This is a genomic window from Lysobacter arenosi, assembly GCF_016613475.2.
Taxonomy (GTDB): domain Bacteria; phylum Pseudomonadota; class Gammaproteobacteria; order Xanthomonadales; family Xanthomonadaceae; genus Lysobacter_J; species Lysobacter_J arenosi.
On record NZ_CP071517.1, the window covers coordinates 2,948,593 to 2,968,676 of the forward strand.

General features: G+C 65.7%; 18 protein-coding genes and 1 pseudogene. 8 read left to right on the forward strand and 11 right to left on the reverse strand.

What is annotated here, in order from left to right:
* Nucleotides 1–155 precede the first annotated feature (155 nt).
* Together HIV01_RS13585 and HIV01_RS13590 are read right to left on the reverse strand one after the other, a co-directional pair.
* Nucleotides 156–365 (reverse strand): hypothetical protein, encoded by a 210-nt coding sequence (locus tag HIV01_RS13585; protein WP_200607921.1) that lies wholly within the window; start codon nucleotides 363–365, stop codon nucleotides 156–158.
* Between the two features lie 42 nt (nucleotides 366–407).
* Entirely contained in the window at nucleotides 408–1,043 is a 636-nt protein-coding gene (locus tag HIV01_RS13590) for a DUF938 domain-containing protein (protein WP_200607923.1), read from the reverse strand.
* 141 nt (nucleotides 1,044–1,184) lie between these two features.
* Between HIV01_RS13590 and HIV01_RS13595 the strand changes: the two genes are divergently transcribed.
* The 3 genes from HIV01_RS13595 to HIV01_RS13605 are packed head-to-tail and all read left to right on the forward strand — an operon-like array spanning nucleotide 1,185 to nucleotide 2,379.
* Nucleotides 1,185–1,481 (forward strand): I78 family peptidase inhibitor, encoded by a 297-nt coding sequence (locus tag HIV01_RS13595; RefSeq protein ID WP_200607925.1) that lies wholly within the window; start codon nucleotides 1,185–1,187, stop codon nucleotides 1,479–1,481.
* Between the two features lie 11 nt (nucleotides 1,482–1,492).
* Entirely contained in the window at nucleotides 1,493–1,945 is a 453-nt protein-coding gene (locus HIV01_RS13600) for a guanyl-specific ribonuclease (protein ID WP_200607927.1), read from the forward strand.
* The gene (locus HIV01_RS13605; RefSeq protein ID WP_200607929.1) at nucleotides 1,942–2,379 is read left to right on the forward strand and encodes a barstar family protein; all 438 of its coding nucleotides are present in this window, start codon (nucleotides 1,942–1,944) and stop codon (nucleotides 2,377–2,379) included. The genes HIV01_RS13600 and HIV01_RS13605 overlap by 4 nt, the downstream gene beginning before the upstream one ends.
* Here the strand turns inward: HIV01_RS13605 and HIV01_RS13610 are convergent.
* From HIV01_RS13610 to HIV01_RS13625, 4 genes are all read right to left on the reverse strand, one after another.
* On the reverse strand, nucleotides 2,376–2,804 hold the full coding sequence (locus tag HIV01_RS13610; protein ID WP_200607931.1) for a ubiquitination-like system serine protease family protein: 429 nt from the start codon (nucleotides 2,802–2,804) through the stop codon (nucleotides 2,376–2,378). The two genes, HIV01_RS13605 and HIV01_RS13610, sit on opposite strands and share 4 nt — an antisense overlap.
* Nucleotides 2,801–4,012 carry a ThiF family adenylyltransferase gene (locus HIV01_RS13615; RefSeq protein WP_207526964.1) on the reverse strand — a complete coding sequence of 404 codons (1,212 nt, stop codon included), beginning with the start codon at nucleotides 4,010–4,012 and terminating at the stop codon, nucleotides 2,801–2,803. The genes HIV01_RS13610 and HIV01_RS13615 overlap by 4 nt, the downstream gene beginning before the upstream one ends.
* Entirely contained in the window at nucleotides 3,987–4,250 is a 264-nt protein-coding gene (locus tag HIV01_RS13620) for a multiubiquitin domain-containing protein (RefSeq protein WP_200607935.1), read from the reverse strand. The genes HIV01_RS13615 and HIV01_RS13620 overlap by 26 nt, the downstream gene beginning before the upstream one ends.
* A gap of 76 nt (nucleotides 4,251–4,326) precedes the next feature.
* A complete protein-coding gene (locus HIV01_RS13625) occupies nucleotides 4,327–4,509 on the reverse strand; it encodes a hypothetical protein (RefSeq protein ID WP_207526965.1) in 183 nt (60 codons plus the stop codon).
* A gap of 191 nt (nucleotides 4,510–4,700) precedes the next feature.
* Here HIV01_RS13625 and HIV01_RS13630 point away from each other — a divergent pair, with 191 nt between their 5' ends.
* On the forward strand, nucleotides 4,701–5,069 hold the full coding sequence (locus tag HIV01_RS13630) for a helix-turn-helix domain-containing protein (protein ID WP_200607939.1): 369 nt from the start codon (nucleotides 4,701–4,703) through the stop codon (nucleotides 5,067–5,069).
* A gap of 12 nt (nucleotides 5,070–5,081) precedes the next feature.
* Complete coding sequence (locus tag HIV01_RS13635; RefSeq protein WP_200607941.1) at nucleotides 5,082–5,948, forward strand: ImmA/IrrE family metallo-endopeptidase; 867 nt, start codon at nucleotides 5,082–5,084, stop codon at nucleotides 5,946–5,948.
* Nucleotides 5,949–6,247: 299 nt separating this feature from the next.
* Here the strand turns inward: HIV01_RS13635 and HIV01_RS13640 are convergent, their stop codons facing one another.
* A complete protein-coding gene (locus HIV01_RS13640) occupies nucleotides 6,248–7,516 on the reverse strand; it encodes a TCR/Tet family MFS transporter (RefSeq protein WP_245156809.1) in 1,269 nt (422 codons plus the stop codon).
* A 403-nt stretch (nucleotides 7,517–7,919) separates the two neighbouring features.
* Here HIV01_RS13640 and gltB point away from each other — a divergent pair, with 403 nt between their 5' ends.
* From gltB to HIV01_RS13655, 3 genes are all read left to right on the forward strand, one after another.
* Entirely contained in the window at nucleotides 7,920–12,386 is a 4,467-nt protein-coding gene (gltB, locus tag HIV01_RS13645; protein WP_207526966.1) for a glutamate synthase large subunit, read from the forward strand.
* A gap of 5 nt (nucleotides 12,387–12,391) precedes the next feature.
* Nucleotides 12,392–13,882: an FAD-dependent oxidoreductase gene (locus tag HIV01_RS13650; RefSeq protein ID WP_200608573.1), complete on the forward strand. Its 1,491-nt coding sequence runs from the start codon at nucleotides 12,392–12,394 to the stop codon at nucleotides 13,880–13,882.
* A 155-nt stretch (nucleotides 13,883–14,037) separates the two neighbouring features.
* Nucleotides 14,038–14,328 carry a GIY-YIG nuclease family protein gene (locus HIV01_RS13655; protein ID WP_200607946.1) on the forward strand — a complete coding sequence of 97 codons (291 nt, stop codon included), beginning with the start codon at nucleotides 14,038–14,040 and terminating at the stop codon, nucleotides 14,326–14,328.
* A 118-nt stretch (nucleotides 14,329–14,446) separates the two neighbouring features.
* Here the strand turns inward: HIV01_RS13655 and folE are convergent, their stop codons facing one another.
* From folE to HIV01_RS13670, 4 genes and pseudogenes are all read right to left on the reverse strand, one after another.
* A complete protein-coding gene (gene folE / locus HIV01_RS13660; RefSeq protein WP_200607948.1) occupies nucleotides 14,447–15,037 on the reverse strand; it encodes a GTP cyclohydrolase I FolE in 591 nt (196 codons plus the stop codon).
* Between the two features lie 218 nt (nucleotides 15,038–15,255).
* Complete coding sequence (locus tag HIV01_RS18435; protein WP_486624455.1) at nucleotides 15,256–15,606, reverse strand: TolC family protein; 351 nt, start codon at nucleotides 15,604–15,606, stop codon at nucleotides 15,256–15,258.
* Between the two features lies 1 nt (nucleotide 15,607).
* Nucleotides 15,608–16,825, reverse strand: a pseudogene (locus tag HIV01_RS13665) (efflux transporter outer membrane subunit); the annotation flags it as partial.
* Nucleotides 16,818–19,988: an efflux RND transporter permease subunit gene (locus tag HIV01_RS13670; RefSeq protein WP_200607952.1), complete on the reverse strand. Its 3,171-nt coding sequence runs from the start codon at nucleotides 19,986–19,988 to the stop codon at nucleotides 16,818–16,820. The pseudogene HIV01_RS13665 and the gene HIV01_RS13670, both read right to left, overlap by 8 nt.
* Nucleotides 19,989–20,084 lie beyond the last annotated feature (96 nt).

Consider the following 20,084-nt stretch of genomic DNA (forward strand, 5'->3'; position numbering starts at 1 on the left):
CGACGAAGCATGTACCCAACCCCTGAGGAAGACGGCCAACCCCGCATCGTTACGAGGGTTGGCGCCTGAGCACCCCTGCCATTGGGCACGGTCGGGCGTGACCGCGGCCACGTTCGCCACAATTGGCAAAGTTGCCCATCTTCCCGAGGGCAATGCTAGACCGGTCTTCCGCTCTCGCGCATCAACAGGTCGAAGCGCTCCCAGCGCAGCTTGCGCCGGTAGACCTTATTGGTCGGCCGCCACTCGATCGCGCCCTTGGACACGAGCAGCGTGCCGAACCGCTTGCCATCGCGCTCGACCACGAACTCGACGTCCTCGCGACCCAGCTCGCGCTTGGGCAGGTTGAAGATCACCTTGTGTGCCATGCGTGTCGCTCCGCCAGGCCGGCTCGCGGCCGATAAGCGACTCTAGCGCCGCGGCGTCAACGCCACGTCGGCATCGCGGCGCCACACCAGGCAACGGTTGTTGGCGGGCATCGCCACGTCCTCGACCAGGCGCAGGCCGAGGGCGGCGGCGAGCGCATCGACGTCAGCCGCGTCGCGGATGCCCGAACGCGGATCACGCGCCTTCAGCCAGCCATCGAACTCGCGGTTGCTGTCGCTGCTGTACTGGCCGTCGTAGTTGAACGGTCCGTACACGACGACCACCGCGCCCGGCGCAATCACCTGTCCGAGACCGGCGAAGAACGCCTGCACTTGGGGCCAGCCCATGATGTGCAGCGTGTTGGCGCTGAATACCGCATCGAAGCGGCCATCGCCGCCGGCGCAAGGCCACGGTCCTGTCGACACGTCCAGTTCGACCGGAGCGGGCGTGTTGCCCAGCGCCGCCTCATCGAGCCACATGCGGATGCCCGGCAAGGCATCGGCCTGGTCGCTGCACTGCCAACGCAGCCAGGGCATCGCCGCGGCGAAGTACACCGCATGCTGGCCGGTGCCGCTGCCCACTTCGAGCACGTCGCGGCGATCGGCGAAGTGCCGGCGCAGGACTTCGAGAATGGGATCACGGTTGCGATCGCAGGCGGGGGCGTAGGGGCGCTCGGTCATGAACGGTTTATAGCGCGCACGCGTCGCAGTCACCATCAACCGGCTATCCTCCCCCGCGTTTACACCCCGCACACGGCAACGGGCGCACGGTGCGCCCGTCACGCCAAACCTACGTCGCGCCAATCCAGCCGGAGAACCTCCATGTTCCGTACTCTTTCACTCGCGGTGATCGCATTGACGCTTGCCGGTTGCGCGTCGGCACCCCCGGCTGCCGGTGGCGCCGTGCCGCCGTCGGGCATCTGCAATGTCGAGGCCGCACGCTGGGCGATCGGCCAGGGCGTCAACGACGACATCGTCAACCGCATCCTGCGCGACACCAGCAGCCGCGACGCGCGCGTGCTGCGCCCGGGCCAGCCGGCGACCATGGACTACCGCGAAGACCGCATCAACGTCGACGTCAACGACCGCGGCGCGATCACCGGCCTGCGTTGCGGCTGATCGGCGACACCATGCGCCGTCGCCACCTCGGCCTGCTGGCCGCGATCGTCCTCATTGGCCTGTGGCTGTGGACGAAGCGCTCCGACAACGGCGACCTGCACCCGCCGGTGGCGACACCGGCCGGCCAGGTGGCTGTGCCGGCGCCGCCGCCGGTGCCAGCAACAACGGCGCAGTACCCTGACTTCCTGCCACGCGAAGCGCATGACGTCCTCGCCCGCATCGCGCAGGGCGGTCCGTACGCCCACCGCCAGGACGGCGGCGTGTTCCAGAACCGCGAGAAGCGCCTGCCGGCGCAACCACGCGGCTATTACCGCGAGTACACGGTGGAGACGCCGGGTTCGGACGACCGCGGCGCGCGCCGCATCATCACCGGCGGGGATCCGCCGGTGGAGTACTGGTACACGCAGGACCATTACCGCAGCTTCCGCCGCTTCGAGCTGCCGTCGTCGGAGGCACGTCAATGAGTGCAACCGACCTGCGCTCGATCCTCGCCGATCCGGAACACAGCGGCGCCTATTTCATCGATGTGCGCGATACCGAGTCGATGGCGCAGGCCGGCGAAGCGCTGGATTACGCGGTGCTGCGCGTGGACCTGGCCGGCTGCAACGACAAAGCCGACCTGATGCAGCGCTTTGCCGCCGCGGGACAGTTCCCGGACTGGTTTGGCGGCAACTGGGATGCCCTGGCCGATGCCCTGGCCGACCTGTCGTGGCGGCCGGCCTCGGGTTATCTGTTACTCGTTGAACACGCCGATGGCTGGCGTGCCGCGCATGGCGAGTGTTTCGACACGCTGCTCGACATCCTCAACGAGACCGCCTTCCGCTGGGCCGGCAACCACACCGCGTTCTGGGCGTTGCTGCCGTTTCCCGCCGAGCTGCTGGCTGCGCTTGAAGACTAGTCCAGAAGGCGCTTAATGACAGCTCCCAGGTGCGTCCACAGTGATAGTGGTTTGGCGGCGTTCTTGCCAGTTAGCTTGGCACGATTGCGCTGTTCTATCTCGCGTGCCTTATCTAGGCGGTCGCGTTCCTGCACCTGAGCAATTCTTGCTGCAGCCATTTGACCTGACCAGACAATCTTGTTGTTTTTGATCCAGTAATGCGAGCGGCAAGCATAGTTCCAGTTGCCGATAGATGGATACAAACTCACGCGATCGCCTTGGCGAACTAGGCGCCAATTGGACGGCGATAGGGGCGTCACAACCTTCTCTCCGCATCCGCACGCGCAGAGGTGCGAGGCCGTTCGATATCGCTCGCTTATGTAGAGCACGCCGGTGGCCAGCGATTGGGGTATGAATTCGACTAGCTCGGGACGGATGGTGCTCATTCTTCTTCGACCTGCAGCCGGGGGCCACGATTGAGGGACATCAAGTTCACCCCGAACGAAAGGTTGTACGGCTTGAAATCGTCCCCGTAGAAGCCCTGGTGCTGTTTCCACTTCATGACCGCGAGCAGCGCATTGATCGCGTTCATGTCTGCGACTTGGATGTTCTCTTGATAGAGAACATCCTCGTCATCTGGGTCCATCGGGATGTAGTCGCTGACATGATCGGACTTCGCCTTAGTGACCAATGTCGCGCGACACGTTCCGATCAGGGAGTTGGTCGCGGCGACGAGCTTCAGGTTCATTCCAGCATCGATGAAAGGGATTCCGCTCTCGACCAAGTGCTTGACGAGCATCGCTCGCGCATCGCCCTTGTCCACACACAGAAACACAAAATCGAAACCAGTCAACTCCACGACGTTGTGCGTGTCTAGGAAGTAGGCGTGGCTGACAATTCCGCGTCGCATTAGCTCGTATTTGCGGACGAAGTATTCGGTCTTCGGCTCCTTCGCATTGACATCGTCGAGCGAAGCGGCCCCAAGTGCGCGGAACGCGTTGTGGCTGCCGAATATGTCCCCATCGAAGAGGTGGATCTCGCCGACTGGTGTTTTGGCGATCTGATCGAGTATGTAGGAACCAGTTCCACCCAGTCCAACTATCGCAATGCGTCCCGTCAACTTTGCCGAGATCGCCAAGATTTCTGCTCGCGCAGACGCAGTGTCGGGATAATGGAAAACTGACTCGCCTTCCTGCGTCGCAACTACACGACCGGTTCGCGCATCGACATCCTTGTCGATGGCCTTCGCCTGGTTCTGGATCAAGCGGATGTAGTGCGTAACCTTTGAGTAGTGTTCGGGGAACCCGTCCGCACCAAACGGCTTGTTTGAGAACTGATGACGGACGGGGAAGCCGGGCAGCAAGTCGCGTTGTTGTGGATCGATGCCAAGGTCCAGCACCGTGCCGTTTGGGTAGCAGGGATACTCACCCGTCCACCAGACCTGGTGGTTATCGCCATGCCCGCTGTTTGGGCGCACCACCTGGTCGTCTTGTCTCAAATACAGACAGGCAAGTGTCGCGTATCGCACGACTTTCTGGGCCGTCACGTAAGGGATCGAGTGAACGAGCAGGTGCTGGTCGCGGATCTCTACTTCGAACCCCTCGTCGCGAAGGCGATCGAGGGCGGTATTAGGATCGACTGGATTTGATGACATTGAAGCTCATCCCTTCGCGAACCTTGGTGTCCTGGCCTTGCGTCACCGTTCCGTCGGGGCCGTGGTCGTTGGCGTAATCGACGGCGTAGGTGATGTCGAACGGCCCTTCCGGGAAAGCCAGGCGCACGACTTCCTCGTAGCTGATGCGCTGTTGCGTGACGGAGTGCGGCTGGCCGTTGATGACGATCTGGACCGGCTTGTTGTGGCCGGGAGCGTTTTCCGAGTGTTCGTTGCTCATTCGTGCAATTTCCTTGGTGGATGAATTTGGTTGTCTTGACCGGGACTCGGGAGGCCGAAGCCTCCCGGCCGGTTGATCACTTCTTGTGACGGGTGGGATCCACCAAGCTGTAGCTCGAGCCCGGTGAGGGCGTCGGCGGGAGCGGTTCTTGGCGCACGACGGTGCGCTCTGGACCCTTGGCCCCGCGGGGACCGATGATTTGATACTGGCCGGACTGGGGTGCCTTCGCGCCCGGCTTCAACCCGCTGGTCTTGCTCATGCTGCTCCTCCGTTGTCCTTCCAGACAACACAATCGGCCAAGAAAACCCGCCTCGCGGCGGTCGTTGTTCAGCCAGACAACGCAACGGTCCAAAATTTGGCCGCTCTGCGGCCGTAGCATTCTGAACTGTTGTCTGGCTGGTCAACAGCATATACTCGCCTCCCCAACGAATGCAATAGGCTGAACAGAACATGGATCTGGCGGGCTTCATCGAGCGCGCGCGCGACAAAAAGGACTTGAGTTTCAGGAAGTTAGAGCGCGCCAGTGATTTGGACCATGCCTATATCTGGCACTTGGCGAAAGGGTCGAAGACCTCCCCCTCGGAGACAACGCTGGAGAAGCTGTCAGAGGCACTGAGCCTAGATGAACGGGAGCGAGCCATTTTGCAACTGCTTGCGGAGCAGCCGATCGACGATGCGCTGTTCAACCTGATGATCACGCGCCGAGACATTGCCTGGGACGAGCTGCGGGATGTCTCCCGCGTCAGTAATCGCGGGGACCGTCAGACCACTGAAGAGGGCTGGCTGAAGTTGATCGAACACATGCGTGAACTCTTCTGAGGACGCACGCTCATGGATGAGTTGACGGCCATTTCGCGAGCTAGGCGCCTTCTGGAAAAACACCCTTCCGCACGAGCTCCCGTTGATATCGCTGCCATTGCCGAAGCCGAAGGCTTCGAGGTTAAGGAGAGCGACAAGCTCGAGTCCGGTACTGCCGGCATGCTGCTTCAGCGTGGCGGTCGAAAGATCATTGTCGTCAACAAGAACGATCATCCATATCGTCGCCGGTTCACTATCGCGCATGAGCTCGCGCATCAGATTCTTGGCCTACCGTCGGTGCATGGGGCGCGTGTGCCATCCGACGAACTCGAACGGCATGGCAGGCGGCCGAAGGAAGAAATTCTGTGCGATGTGTTCGCTGCGGAGTGTTTGGTGCCATGGAAACTGATCCAGCAGCAGGCAAACAACTTGCATTTTACAGTGGAGACGATTTCCGAACTCTCCGAACTGTATGAAGCGTCGAAGCCCTGTGTGGCTTCGCGCTTCGCGCAAGTGTCCGAAGACCTGCTGGCTTACGTCCCCGTTGAGAGTGGCACTGTTCGCCATGCCATCCTGTCTAGGTCACTGCGTGAGTCCGGACTTCGGATCACCGTCGGCATCAAGGTTCCTAGAACCTCAGCCGTCTATCGAGCAATGGAGCGCGACGAAGGGATTGCGATCGTGGATATCGAGGGCACGGACTGGAGCGAAAGCGGCGTTGCGGGAGACTTTTCCTGCCACGAGGAAGCGTTCCATGTCGGCGACTGGGATCAGGGTTTCACGCTGCTGACCTTCGAAGAAGCGCCATCAAGTTCCGATGCGGTATCGGATCGCGACATTCACGAAGACGATGAGCGCCTTTCTCCCCTCACTGGGCATCTAGAATGGGGTAAAAAGTAGGCACGGCTGCTCTGGGCACGCGACTGACCTACCAACAGTCGATATTGAACGAGTCCAGCCGAGATGCCGCAGCAAAGTCCGTTCTGCGCGGCACCGGTCTACAAGCGAACTGGGCAAGCGGAGGGAGGTGGCAGCCGTCCAAGATCAGTCTGCTCGGATCAAGGTCATCGCGTCGGCGGACGATTTATGCTTTCCTAACGCGGACAATTCATGGCTTCCAGCACAGTCGTTGTTTCTGAAACCATATGTTGGCCGTTTTCGCCAACCTTACGATGTTAAAAGTCCTGGGAGACTGAGCCTCAGCCCGCTTCGGCCATCACCGCCGGCGCGGCCTGGGCCGGCACGCGCGCGTAGCGCCAGGCGATACCCACCGCGACGCACAACAGCACCGAGGCGATCAGGAACGGCGCGCCCGGCAGGTGCACCGGCGCGCGGTCGTCGATGAAGTAGCCGAAGCTGCCGGCGAACACCGCCGGGCCGATGATGCCGGCCAGGCTCACCAGGCTCATCAGCGCGCCCTGGATGCGGCCCTGCACGTCGGCACCGACCTGGCGCGTGATCAGCGCCTGCGTCGACGGCGCCGCCAGGCCCCAGATCGCCGAGATCGGCAGGCCGATCAGGAACACCCAGCCGACATCGGCGAAGCCATAGATCGCGAATCCGACCGCGCCGAAGCACAGTCCGATAATCAGCGCGCGGCGCTCACCAATCGCATGCACGATCCGCCCGACCAGCCCCGCCTGCACGATCACGTTGAGTACGCCCACGATCGCCAGCACGTAGCTGACTTCGCGCGGACCCCACTGGTACTGGTAGTCGGCGAACAGCACGAACACGCTCGGATAGACGTAGTGGGCGAGGTTGGCGATGAACACCACCGCCGCCAGCCCGAACACCTGCGGATAGCGCTTGAGCAGCACCAGCGAGCCGAGCGGATTGGCGTGCGACCAGTCGAAGCGCGCACTGCGCTTTTCCTTCGGCAGCGACTCGGGCAGCACGAACCAGCCGTAGCAGAAGTTGACCAGCGCCAGGCCGGCGGCAAACCAGAACGGCAGGCGCAGGTCGATCTCACCCAGCTGCCCGCCGATCAGCGGACCGACGATGAAGCCGACCCCGAACGCCGCGCCGAGCAGGCCGTAGCTCTTGGCGCGCTTGTCGGCAGGGGTGACGTCGGCGACGTAGGCATTGGCGGTGGTGAAGCTGGCCGAGGTGATGCCGGAAATGATGCGGCCCACCAGCAACCAGGCCAGCGACGGCGCCAGCGCCATGAACACGAAATCCAGGCCCAGGCCCAGGCACGAGATCAGGATCACCGGCCGCCGGCCGAAGCGGTCCGACAGCGCGCCCTGGATCGGCGAGGTCACGAACTGGATCGCCGCGAACAGGAATCCGAACGCCGCCACCCAGTACGCCGCGTGCGCGGTGTCGCCGCCGGCGAACTGCTCGATCAGGTGCGGCAGCACCGGAATGATCAGCCCGAACGAGAGCACGTCGATCAGGATGGTGACGAAAATGAAGGCGAGCGCGGCGCTACGGCGAGCGCCGCTGGCAGGAATCGAATCGGTCACGGATGGGCCGCAGGGGCGTGTGTCGGGATGAGAGGAGTTTATCGCGGCGGCGCACGGGGCCACCCCTGCCCATGGTCGCGGTCCACGCCAACGTCGTTTGGGTGCGATCGCCATGTCCATCAGACACCGCTGCGCAACGCCACGCGCAATGGTTTCAGGCGTTACCAAAATCCTTCGTTTCCCGCCGAAAACTCCCAGTAACGTCAATGCCTTAGCCTGGATCGGCTGATGTCCATTGCCATGCGTATGCTGCAAATTGCCGCATCGCACAATTTGTGCTTTATTCGGATGAAACAGTGTCAAGGCAGGCCGGACTGCGCGAGCGGACCGTCATGCCCCGTCGCTGTGAGCCAGGTTTCGTTGTCCAACGATTTCAAGCTGCCACAACAGCGACGGAGTAACGATGGAGCAGCAGTACCGCACCGGCCCTGTCGGTCTTTATGACCCCCGCGACGAGCGGGATGCCTGTGGTTTCGGCCTGATCGCGCAGCTCGACGATGCCCCGAGCCGCGCGATCGTCGATCGCGCCATCGATGCGCTGGTACGCATGACCCATCGCGGCGGCATCGCCGCCGACGGCCTCAGCGGCGACGGCTGCGGCCTGCTGATCCGCCAGCCCGATGCCTTCCTGCGTGCGCTTGCGCGCGAAGCCGGCATCGCACTGGGTTCGCACTACGCGTCCGGCCTGGTGTTCCTTCCGCATGACGAAGGCGACGCCGCACGTGCGCGCGACACGCTCAATGCACAGCTGCAGCGCGAGCGCGTCGACGTCGCCGGTTGGCGCGTCGTCCCGGTCGACACCAGCGCCTGCGGCGAGCTGGCCAAGCGGACCATGCCGCGGATCGAGCAGATCTTCGTCAAGCCGGCCGGCGCGTTCGATGCGGCGATCTTCCAGCGCTCGCTGTTCCTCGCCCGGCGCCGCGCCGAGCAGGCGCTGCGCGAACTGCCCGACTTCTATGTGGTCAGCCTGTCGGCGGCGAGCATCGGCTACAAGGGCATGGTCCTGCCCGATCGCCTCGCCCAGCTCTATCCGGACCTGCAGCGTGCCGACCTGACCGCCAGCGTGGTGGTGTTCCACCAGCGCTTCTCCACCAACACCACGCCGCGCTGGCCGCTGGCGCAACCGTTCCGCCTGCTGGCGCACAACGGCGAGATCAACACCATCGCCGGCAACCGCGCCTGGGCACAGGCACGCGTGCACGCCTGGCATACGCCGGCGCTGGACCTGACCGAGTTCGACCCGGTGATCTCCACCGACGGCTCCGACTCGCAGTCGCTCGACAACATGCTCGAACTGCTCCAGGCCGGCGGCATGGACCTGCTCAAGGCGATGCGGATCCTGATTCCGCCGGCCACGCAGTCGCTTGAATACAAGGACGCGGACCTCGCCGCGTTCTACGAGTACTACGCGCTCAACACCGAGCCGTGGGACGGCCCGGCCGGCATCGTCACCGTCGACGGCCGCTACGCCGCCTGCACGCTCGACCGCAACGGCCTGCGCCCGGCGCGCTGGCTGCGCACGCGCGACCGCCACTTCCTGATCGCCTCCGAAGCCGGCGTGTGGGAACTGCCGGCCGAGGAGATCGAGGCCAAGGGCAAGCTCGGCCCGGGCGAGATGATCGCCGCCGACCTCTACCTGGGCGAGCTGCTCGACTCCGACGCGATCGACCGCATCAACCGCGCACGCGCGCCGTACAAGCGCTGGCTCAAGCAGGGCATGACCTACCTGCAGACCGAGCTGATCGACCCGCAGCTGGCGGCCGAGCCGTTCGACGCCGAGACGCTTTCTGCTTTCCAGAAACTCTTCCAGCTCACCCGCGAGGAACGCGAGCAGGTGCTGCGTCCGCTGGCAGAAACCGAGCAGGAAGGCATCGGCTCGATGGGCGACGACGTGCCGATGGCAGTGCTGAGCCAGCAGGTGCGGCCGCTCTACGACCAGTTCCGCCAGGCCTTTGCCCAGGTCACCAATCCGCCGATTGATCCATTGCGCGAGGACTGCGTGATGTCGCTGGCGACGCAGCTCGGCCGCGAAGGCAATGTCTTCGCCGACGGTCCGGGCAATGTCGGCCACGTCCATCTCAACTCGCCCGTGTTGTCGCAGCGCAAGCTGCGCCAGCTGCTGGCGATGGCGCCGTACGACCAGTCGCACGCGTTGATCCATCTGCACTACTCGCCGGAGGAAGGCCTCAAGGCCGCACTCGAGCGCATCTGCGCCGAGGCCGAAGCCGCCACGCGCGCCGGCAAGGTGCTGCTGGTGCTCAGCGACCGTTACCCGCAGCCCGACCGGCTGATGGTGCACGCGCTGCTCGCCACCGGTGCGGTCCACCAGCACCTGGCCCGCGCCGGCATCCGCTGCGAGTCCAACCTGATCATCGAGACCGGCACCGCCCGCGACCCGCACCACTTCGCCTGCCTGCTCGGCTTCGGCGCCACTGCGGTCTACCCGTACCTGGCCTACCAGACCCTGCACGACCTGGGCGTGCGCGGCATCCTCAAGACCAAGCACGGCGAGGTCGCGCAGATCGGTCGCAGCTACCGGCGCGGCATCAAGAAGGGCCTGCTCAAGATCATCTCGAAGATGGGCATCAGCACCATCGGCAGCTACCGCGGTGCGCGCCTGTTCGAGATCGTCGGCCTGGACCGTGAAGTGGTCGACCTGTGTTTTGCGGGAACTCCCTCACGGATCGGCGGCGCCGGTTTCGACGACCTGCACGCCGATGCCGCCCAGCTCGCCGACCACGCCTCGAACGTCAACGCCCTGCCCGCCATCGGCGGCCTGCTCAAGTACACACCCGGCGGCGAATACCACCTGTTCAATCCCGACGTGGTCACGCGCCTGCAACGCGCGGTCACGACCGGTGACTGGAACGACTGGCAAAGCTACGCCGAAGCGGTCAACGAGCGCCCGACCGCTGCGCTGCGCGACCTGCTCGAAGTCGATGCTTCGACGGCGACGCCCATCTCCATTGATGACGTTGAGCCGGTGTCGGCGATCGTCCGCCGCTTCGACTCGGCGGCGATGAGCCTGGGCGCGTTGTCGCCGGAAGCGCACGAAGCGCTGGCGATCGCGATGAACCGCCTCGGCGGGCGCAGCAATTCCGGCGAAGGCGGCGAAGACCCGGTCCGCTACGGCACCGAGAAGGTCAGCAAGATCAAGCAGATTGCTTCTGGCCGCTTTGGTGTGACGCCCGAGTACCTGGTCAATGCCGAAGTACTTCAGATCAAGATCGCCCAGGGCGCCAAGCCCGGCGAAGGCGGCCAGCTGCCGGGCCACAAGGTCAACGAGCTCATCGCGCGACTGCGCTACGCGATGCCCGGCATCGGCCTGATCTCGCCGCCGCCGCACCACGACATCTATTCGATCGAGGACCTCGCCCAGCTGATCTTCGACCTCAAGCAGGTCAATCCGCAGGCGCTGGTGTCGGTGAAGCTGGTCTCGCATGCCGGCGTCGGCACGATCGCCACCGGCGTGGCCAAGGCCGGCGCCGACCTGGTGACGATCTCCGGCCACGATGGCGGCACCGGCGCCAGCCCGCTGTCGTCGATCCGCTACGCCGGCACGCCGTGGGAACTGGGCCTGTCGGAAGCGCGCCAGGCCTTGCTCGCCAACGACCTGCGCGAGCGCGTGATCCTGCAGACCGACGGCGGCCTCAAGAGCGGACTGGACGTGATCAAGGCCGCCCTGCTCGGCGCCGAGAGCTTCGGCTTCGGCACCGCGCCGATGATCGCGCTGGGCTGCAAGTACCTGCGTATCTGCCACCTCAACAATTGCGCTACCGGTGTTGCCACCCAGGACGATGCGCTGCGTCGCGACCACTTCACCGGCCTGCCCGAACGCGTCGAGAACTTCTTCCGCCTGCTCGCCGAGGAAGTGCGTGTGTGGCTGGCGCAACTGGGCGTGCGCACGCTGGGCGAGCTGGTCGGTCGCACCGACCTGCTGCGCCAGGTCGACGGCGACAGCGGTCGCCAGCACGGTCTCGACCTGGCACCGCTGCTGGCCGGCACCGGCCTCGCCCATGGCGGCCACTGCGGCGCACCGCAACCGGCGGCGGATCCGGAAGGCCTTGCAGCCCGACTGGATGCCGAGCTGGCGGACGCGATCGACCACAAGCGCGGCGGCGAATACCGCCATGCCATCCGCAACACCGACCGCAGCATCGGCGCGCGCCTGTCCGGGCGCATCGCGCGAGTGCACGGCGATCGCGGCATGAGCGATACGCCACTGACGCTGCGCTTCGACGGCACCGCCGGACAGAGCTTCGGCGCGTTCAATGCCGGCGGCCTGCATTTTGAACTCAGCGGCGAAGCCAACGACTATGTCGGCAAGGGCATGGCCGGCGGGCGCATCGTGATCCGGCCGCCGCAAGGGGCGCGTTACGTCGCCCACGAAACGCCGATCCTCGGCAACACCTGCCTGTACGGCGCCACCGGCGGCGAACTGTATGCCGCAGGCCGCGCCGGCGAGCGCTTCGCCGTGCGCAACTCCGGCGCGACGGCCGTCGTCGAAGGCGCCGGCGACCACTGCTGCGAGTACATGACCGGCGGCGTGGTCGCCGTGCTCGGCCGCACCGGCCTCAACTTCGGTGCCGGCTTCACCGGCGGCATGGCCTACGTGCTCGACACCGAGCGCGATTTCGTCGACCGCTACAACCACGAACTCATCGACATCCTGCGCATCGCCGCCGACGGCTTCGAGAACCACCGCTCGCACCTGCGCGAACTGCTCGAGTCGCACATCCGCCTCACCGGCAGCGCGTGGGCGCAGCGCATCCTCGACGAGATGCGCGACTACCTCGGCAAGTTCTGGCTGGTGAAGCCGAAGGCCGCGAGTCTCGAATCGCTCGCAGAGAACCTGCGGAGGGCAGCGTGAGCAAGATGGACGCAAAGAAGCCCGTGTTCGCCTTCCGCGAGACCCCCCGGCAGATGCCGGCGCGGATCCCGCTCGAGTTGCGCCAGAGCGGCGACTGGAACGAGCTCTATGGCCGCTTCGGCGAAGCCGAGGCCAAGCACCAGGCCAGCCGCTGCCTCGACTGTGGCAATCCGTATTGCGCGTGGAAGTGCCCGCTGCACAACTACATCCCGAACTGGCTCGAACTGGCACGCGAAGGCCGCATCCACGAAGCCGCCGCGCTCGCCCACGAGACCAACCCGCTGCCGGAAGTGTGCGGACGCGTCTGCCCGCAGGACCGCCTGTGCGAAGGCAGCTGCACGCTCAACGACGGATTCGGCGCGGTCACCATCGGCGCGGTCGAGAAGTACATCGCCGACCGTGCGCTCGCCGATGGCTGGCGACCGGACCTTTCGCGCGTGGTTGCCACTGGCAAGCGCGTGGCCGTGATCGGCGCAGGTCCCGCGGGTCTGTCGTGTGCGGACCGCCTGGCACGCGCCGGTATCGAAGCCACCGTGTTCGACCGCTACGAACAGATCGGCGGCCTGCTCCACTTCGGCATCCCCAGCTTCAAGCTCGACAAGTCGGTGATGGCCACGCGCCGCGACGTGCTCGAGGGCATGGGCGTGAAGTTCCGCCTCGGCGTCGAGATCGGTCGCGACATCGGCCTCGACACGCTGCTGGCGGAGTTCGACGCGGTGTTCCTGGGCCTGGGCAGCTATCGCTACACCGATGGCGGCCTGCCGGGCCAGGACCTGCGTAACGTCCTGCCGGCCCTGCCGTTCCTGGTGCAGAACGGGCGCCTGGTGCATGGCGAGGATGAAGTCGACGGCAAGCCGATCGCCGGTTGGGAAGACCACGTCGCCCTGCCCGACCTGCGCGGCAAGCGCGTGGTCGTGCTCGGCGGCGGCGACACCGGCATGGACTGCGTGCGCAGCGCGGTGCGCCTGGGCGCCTCACGCGTGACCTGCGCCTACCGCCGCGACGAAGCCAACATGCCCGGCTCCGCGCGCGAAGTGGCCAATGCGCGCGAGGAAGGCGTGCAGTTCCTCTTCAACCGTGCACCGCTGGCGCTCCTGGGCGAGGACGGTGATGTCACCGGCGTGCGCGTGGCCGAGACGCAGCTGGGCGCACCGGATGCACAGGGCCGTCGCAACGCCGAGATCGTCGCAGGCAGCGAATCGGTGCTGGCCGCGGACGTGGTGATCATCGCCTTCGGCTTCCAGCCCGACCCGCCGGAATGGCTGTCGGCGCATGGGATCGAGCTGGAGGGCAACGGCAGGATCCGCGTGCAGCCGGCGGCTTCGGGCTGCGGGTCGCGGAAGAAGGTAGCCGCTGATGCGCGACTGCCGTTCCAGACGGCCAATGCGAAGGTGTTCGCCGGTGGCGACAGCGTGCGCGGGGCAGATCTGGTGGTGACCGCGGCGTACGAGGGACGCGAGGCGGCGGCGGGGATTGTGAAGCTGCTGCTGGGGTGAGGCGGTCCTTCGACTTCGCTGCGCTACGCTTCCTTCGACTTCGCTGCGCTACGCTCAGGACGAACGGGGTCAGATAGTCACCGTTCGTCCTGAGCGTAGGGCCGTCAGGCCCGAAGTCGAAGGACACAGACACAGATACGCTCAAGGAGGAGCGAATGTTCTGGATCTACATGCTTCGCTGCGCCGACGGCACCTTCTACCTCGGCCACACCGACGATATCGAACGCCGCCTGGACCAGCACCATGCTGGGCAGCATGCCTGCTATACCCAACGACGCAGGCCAGTCACGCTGGTCTTCTCGCAGGAGTTCCCGACGCGGGAAGAAGCCCTTGTCGCCGAGCGGCAGATCAAGGGATGGAGCCGAGCGAAGAAGCTGGCGCTGGTCGACGGAGACTGGGGCAGGATCAGTCTGCTGGCCCGGGGGAAGCACCGGCATCAGCGGTGAGGCTTTTGGCTGTCCTTCGACTTCGCTGAGCTACGCTCAGGACGAACGGTGACTTACCAACCCCGTTCGTCCTGAGCGTAGGGCCGAAGGCCCGAAGTCGAAGGACCCGCGCTGGGTCTTACCGCCCCGGACCCACATCAATAAACTGCAAGAACTCCGCGCGCGTCCGCGCATCCTCGCGGAAGCTTCCCAGCATCTTCGAAGTGATCATGCTCACCCCGCGCTTGTGCACTCCGCGCGTGGTCATGCACTCGTGCGCGCCTTCGATCACCACGCCGACACCGCGCGGCTGCAACACATCCTGGATCACCTGCGCGATCTGCGCGGTCATCTTCTCCTGCACCTGCAACCGGCGCGCATAGGTCTCGACCACGCGCGCGAGCTTGCTGATGCCGACCACCTTGCCGTCGGGCAGGTAGCCCACGTGCGCCTTGCCGATGATCGGCGCCATGTGGTGCTCGCAGTGGCTCTCGAACTCGATGTCGCGCAGCACGATCATCTCGTCGTAGCCCTCGACTTCCTCGAAGGTGCGCTTGAGGTAGTCGGCCGGGTCCTCGGCGTAGCCGCTGAACCAGTCGGTGTACGCCTTGGCCACGCGCTTGGGCGTGTCGAGCAGGCCTTCGCGAGCCGGGTCGTCGCCGGCCCAGCGCAGCAGGGTGCGCACGGCCGCTTCGGCCTGTTCGCGGGACGGCTTGTCGTTGTCGGCCATGGCGCGGCTCCTGTGGGGGGACGCAAATGCTACTCCACCGGGGTGGAGAGGATAAAAAAATGCCGCAGGGACGGGATGAGACCCCTGCGGCAAGCAAAAGGCTGCGAGGAGCCTGCGGAATGCGGTGGTCCGCGCCGATCAGCCGATGACGTCACGCTCGAGGGAGGGGAAAGCGTGCCGCCACCGGCCGTCGGGTTGGATTGGGGGAGCCTGTTGTCTCAGCGCTTGGCGACGTCCTCGCGCAGCGGCACGCGGGTCGGCCAGCCACCGGCCAGCGCCTTGTACAGCGCGACCGCGCCGGAGGCGCTGCGGGTGCGGCCGTCGGCGAATGCTTCCTGGGCGACCAGCTGGGTGCGCTCGGCATCCAGCACTTCGAACAGGTCGGCGGCGCCGGCTTCGTAGCGCACGCGCGCCAGTCGCGCCGCGGTGGCGCTGTCGATCGCGGCCTGCTCCAGGTGCTGGTCTTCGACACGGGCACGCGAGTAGCGCACCAGCGCGTTCTCGGTGTCCTCCAGCGCCAGCAGCACGGCCTGCTCGTAGCGGGCCAGGGTCGCCGGCGGCATCGGCATCGGCCGCGGCAATGCGCGCACGCACCCGGCCGATGTCGAGGAACGACCAGTCGATGCCCAGACCGATGAGGCGGGTCTCGCTGTCGCGCTCGAACAGCGCGCCGCTGTCGATCGCCTGGCTGCCGATCAGTCCGAACAGCGTGAAGCGCGGGAACAGGTCGGCGGTGGCCACGCCTATCTTGGCCGTGGCGGCATGCAGGCGATGCTCGGCGGCGATCACGTCGGGGCGGTTGCGCAGCAGGTCGCCCGGCGTGCCTGGGTCGAGCCTTGCAGGCAACGTCGGCAGCGGCTGCTGCGGCGTCAGGTCGGTGATCAGCGCTTCGGGCGTCTTGCCGGTCAGCACCGCGAGCCGATGCATGCTCACCGCGACCTGCGCTTCCAGGTTCGGCACGCGCGACAGCGTCGCTTCGAGCTGGGCACGGGCACGCGAGGTGTCGAATTCGGTGCCGCGGCCGGCATCGAATCGCGCCTGCACCAGGCGCAGGGTTTCGCGCTGGTTCTCCGAGTTGTCGCGGGCGACGCGCAGGCGCTCCTGCAAACCGCGCAGCTCGACGTAGGTACGCGCCACCTCACCGACGATCGCGACCTGCAATGCGTCCAGATCGGACGCGGCGGCCCACACCTCGGCGCGCTGCGACTCGACATTGCGGCGAACGCGACCGAACAGGTCGAGTTCCCAGCTGGCATCGGCCTGCACGTTGTAGCTCTCGCCGTCGCGATCGTTGCGACCGACGCCCGGTGCCTGGTCCGAACTCGCACGCGAGTCGGTGCCGGTGGCACTGGCGGTCACGGTCGGGAAGCGGTCGAGCTTGGCGTTGCGCAGCAGCGCGTTGGAACGGTCATAGCTGGCCAGGGCGATGCGCAGGTCGTGGTTGGCGGTCAGCGACTCCTCGACCAGCCGCGTCAGCAGCGGGTCGTTGAAGCTGGTCCAGAACTCGGCGTTGGCCTGCGGGCTGGCTTCCTGGGCGACGGCGGCATTGCCGTCGCCAGTTGCCGGGGCATCGACGGCAGCTGCGCCTTCGTCGCGGGCGAAGTTCGCCGGCGTCGGCATATCCGGCCGCACGTAGTCCGGGCCGACCGCGCACGCGGCCAGCGCGAGCGCCAGCAGCGATGGCGCGAACACCTTGGCGACTGCGGCGACGGTCAGTCCTTGCGGTTGCATGGCTTGCACGATGGTGTCCTCTGTTCGAATCAACGCGGTGCTGGATGGCTTACGCATGCGCCTTCCCCATCGAGCTCTGCTCGCCCACCCACTTCGGCGTCTTGTGCACCATCTTGCGAAGGGCGACGTAGAACACCGGCGTCAGGAACAGGCCGAACAGGGTCACGCCGAGCATGCCGGCGAACACGGTGATGCCGGTGGCCGAGCGGACCTCGGCGCCAGCGCCGTGCGAGAGCACCAGCGGAACGGTGCCGGCGATGAACGCGATCGAGGTCATCACGATCGGGCGCAGACGCAGGCGGCAGGCTTCCAGCGCGGCTTCGACGATGCTCTTGCCCTGCATTTCAAGTTCGCGGGCGAACTCGACGATCAGGATCGCGTTCTTGCACGCCAGGCCCATCAGCACGACCAGGCCGACCTGCACGAACACGTTGTTGTCGCCACCGGTGAGCCACACGCCGGCCAGCGCCGAGAGCATGCACATCGGCACGATCAGGATCACCGCCAGCGGCAGCGTCCAGCTTTCGTACAGCGCCGCCAGCACCAGGAAGGCGAGCAGGATGGCGAGCGGGAACACGACGAGTGCGGCGTTGCCCTGCGTGGCCTGCTGGAAGCTCAGGTCGGTCCACTCCAGGCTCATGCCGTTGGGCAGCACCTTGGCGGCGATTTCCTCGAGCTGGCCCATGGCCTGCGCCGACGACAGCATGCGCGGGTCGGCTTCGCCGGCCAGGTCGGCCGCCGGGTAACCGTTGTAGCGCAGCACCGGGTCGGGACCGTAGGTCTGCTTGATGGTCACCATCGAACCGATCGGCACCATCTCGCCGCGATCATTGCGGGTACGCAGGTTGGCGATGTCCTCGACACTGTCGCGGTACGAGCCGTCGGCCTGGGCGATCACCTGCCAGGTACGGCCGAACTGGTTGAAGTCGTTGACGTAAGCCGAGCCAAGGTAGGTCTGCAGCGTGTCGAACAACTCCGTCAGCGGCACGCCCTGTGCCTTGGCCTTGACGCGATCGACTTCGGCGTCGAGCTGCGGCACGTTGGCCTGGTAGCTGCTGATCGGGAAGCCCATGCCCGGCGTCTGCGACACGGCGCCCTGGAACGAGTTCACCGCGTTCTGCAGCGCACCGTAGCCGAGATTGCCGCGGTCCTCGATGAACAACTGGTAGCCCGAACCATTGCCGAGACCGAGGATCGGCGGCGGCATGAACGAGAAGGTGAAGCCTTCCTGCAGCCCGGCGATCTTCTGGTTGATCTCGGCGTTGATCTGCTCGGCAGTGCGTCCGTTGCGCTCGTTGAACGGCTTGAGCGGGAAGAACGCCACGCCGGTGTTGGGCGTGTTGGTGAACTGCAGGGCATTGAGGCCCGGGAACGCGATCGAATGCGCCACGCCGTCGGTGTTCATGGCGATGTCGCTGACCTTCTTCAGCAGCTCATCGGTACGGGCGATCGACGAACCTTCCGGCAGCTTGACGCCGGCGATCAGGTACAGCTTGTCCTGGATCGGGATGAAGCCGGCCGGCACGACCTTGAACATCAGGCCGGTGGCGACCAGCAGCACCGCATAGACCGCGAACACCGAACCGCGACGACCAAGCGTGCGCGAGACGGCGCCCTGGTACTTGTTGGAGCTGGAGTTGAAGAAGCGGTTGAACGGACGGAACACCCAGCCAAAGGCGCGGTCGATCAGGCGCGACGGTGCATCCTTCGGAGCGCCGTGCGGCTTGAGCAGGCGCGCGGCAAGGGCCGGCGACAGGGTCAGCGAGTTGATCGCGGAGATCACCGTCGAGATGGCGATGGTCACGGCGAACTGCTTGTAGAACTGGCCGGTCACGCCCGACAGGAACGCCATCGGCACGAACACCGCGCACAGCACCAGCGCGATCGCCACGATCGGGCCGGACACTTCCTTCATCGCCTGGTGCGCCGCATCCATCGGCGACAGGCCTTCCTCGATGTTTCGCTCGACGTTCTCCACGACCACGATCGCGTCATCGACCACGATGCCGATGGCGAGGACGAGGCCGAACAGGCTCAACGTGTTGATCGAGAACCCAAGCAGGTAGAGCGCGGCGAACGTGCCCACGACCGACACCGGCACGGCGATCAGCGGAATGATCGAGGCGCGCCAGGTCTGCAGGAACAGGATCACCACCAGCACCACCAGTGCGATGGCTTCCAGCAGCGTGGTCACCACGGCCTTGATCGAGTCACGCACGAAGATGGTGGTGTCGTACACGGCCTCGTACTTGACGCCAGCCGGGAAGCGCTTGGACATCTCGTCCATCGACGAGATCACCTTCTCCTGGATCTCGAGCGCGTTCGCGCCCGGCGCCTGGAAGATGCCGATGCCGACCGCGCTCTTGCCGTCGAGCTGCGAGCGCAGCGTGTAGTCGCCGGCGCCCAGTTCCAGGCGGGCGACGTCGGACAGGCGCACGATCTCGCCGTCGGCACCACTCTTGAGCACGACCTGGCCGAATTCCTCAACCGAGCGCAGGCGGCCCTGGGCGTTGATCAGGGTCAGGAAGTCGCTGTTGGGCATCGGCTCGGCGCCGAGCTGGCCGGCGGAAACCTGCACGTTCTGTTCGCGCATCGCCCGCACCACGTCGCCGGCGGTGAGGCCGCGCGAGGCGATCTTGTCCGGGTCGAGCCAGGCACGCATGGCGTAGTCGCCACCGCCGAAGATCTGCGCGTCGCCGACGCCCTGGATGCGCGCGAGCGCGTCCTTGACGTGCAGGCGGGCGTAGTTGCGCAGGTACAGCGTGTCGTACTTGCCGTCAGGCGAGGTCAGGTGCACGACCATCAGGAAGGTCGGCGACTGCTTCTGCGTGGTCACGCCCTGTCGGCGCACGTCCTCGGGCAGGCGCGCGAGCGATTGCGCGACGCGGTTCTGCACACGCACGGCCGCATCGTCGGCATCGGTGCCCGGGCGGAAGGTGACGGTCATCTGCAGCACGCCGTCGGAACCGGCCACGGACTTGATGTACATCATGTCCTCGACGCCGTTGATCGCTTCTTCCAATGGCGTGGCCACGGTTTCGGCGATCACCTTCGGGTTGGCGCCCGGGTACACGGTGCGCACGACGACCGACGGCGGCACCACTTCCGGGTATTCGCTGATCGGCAGGATCGGAATGGCGATCAGGCCGGCGGCGAAGATCACGATCGACAGCACGGCGGCGAAGATCGGTCTGTCGATGAAGAACTTTGAAAAGTCCATGAGGGGTTCCTGATGCGGCCTTCAGGCCGCAAAGTCCTTGGCGACGCCAGGGGCGTCGCCAAAAGGGGTCTACGTTTTGCCCTCTCCCCTGCCATG

Coding starts and splice junctions, on each gene's coding strand:
- HIV01_RS13585 (WP_200607921.1), bottom strand. CDS start 365: ATGGCACACAAGGTGATCTTCAACCTGCCCAAGCGCGAGCTGGGTCGC.
- HIV01_RS13590 (WP_200607923.1), bottom strand. CDS start 1,043: ATGACCGAGCGCCCCTACGCCCCCGCCTGCGATCGCAACCGTGATCCC.
- HIV01_RS13595 (WP_200607925.1), top strand. CDS start 1,185: ATGTTCCGTACTCTTTCACTCGCGGTGATCGCATTGACGCTTGCCGGT.
- HIV01_RS13600 (WP_200607927.1), top strand. CDS start 1,493: ATGCGCCGTCGCCACCTCGGCCTGCTGGCCGCGATCGTCCTCATTGGC.
- HIV01_RS13605 (WP_200607929.1), top strand. CDS start 1,942: ATGAGTGCAACCGACCTGCGCTCGATCCTCGCCGATCCGGAACACAGC.
- HIV01_RS13610 (WP_200607931.1), bottom strand. CDS start 2,804: ATGAGCACCATCCGTCCCGAGCTAGTCGAATTCATACCCCAATCGCTG.
- HIV01_RS13615 (WP_207526964.1), bottom strand. CDS start 4,012: ATGTCATCAAATCCAGTCGATCCTAATACCGCCCTCGATCGCCTTCGC.
- HIV01_RS13620 (WP_200607935.1), bottom strand. CDS start 4,250: ATGAGCAACGAACACTCGGAAAACGCTCCCGGCCACAACAAGCCGGTC.
- HIV01_RS13625 (WP_207526965.1), bottom strand. CDS start 4,509: ATGAGCAAGACCAGCGGGTTGAAGCCGGGCGCGAAGGCACCCCAGTCC.
- HIV01_RS13630 (WP_200607939.1), top strand. CDS start 4,701: ATGGATCTGGCGGGCTTCATCGAGCGCGCGCGCGACAAAAAGGACTTG.
- HIV01_RS13635 (WP_200607941.1), top strand. CDS start 5,082: ATGGATGAGTTGACGGCCATTTCGCGAGCTAGGCGCCTTCTGGAAAAA.
- gltB (WP_207526966.1), top strand. CDS start 7,920: ATGGAGCAGCAGTACCGCACCGGCCCTGTCGGTCTTTATGACCCCCGC.
- HIV01_RS13650 (WP_200608573.1), top strand. CDS start 12,392: ATGGACGCAAAGAAGCCCGTGTTCGCCTTCCGCGAGACCCCCCGGCAG.
- HIV01_RS13655 (WP_200607946.1), top strand. CDS start 14,038: ATGTTCTGGATCTACATGCTTCGCTGCGCCGACGGCACCTTCTACCTC.
- folE (WP_200607948.1), bottom strand. CDS start 15,037: ATGGCCGACAACGACAAGCCGTCCCGCGAACAGGCCGAAGCGGCCGTG.
- HIV01_RS18435 (WP_486624455.1), bottom strand. CDS start 15,606: ATGCCGATGCCGCCGGCGACCCTGGCCCGCTACGAGCAGGCCGTGCTG.
- HIV01_RS13670 (WP_200607952.1), bottom strand. CDS start 19,988: ATGGACTTTTCAAAGTTCTTCATCGACAGACCGATCTTCGCCGCCGTG.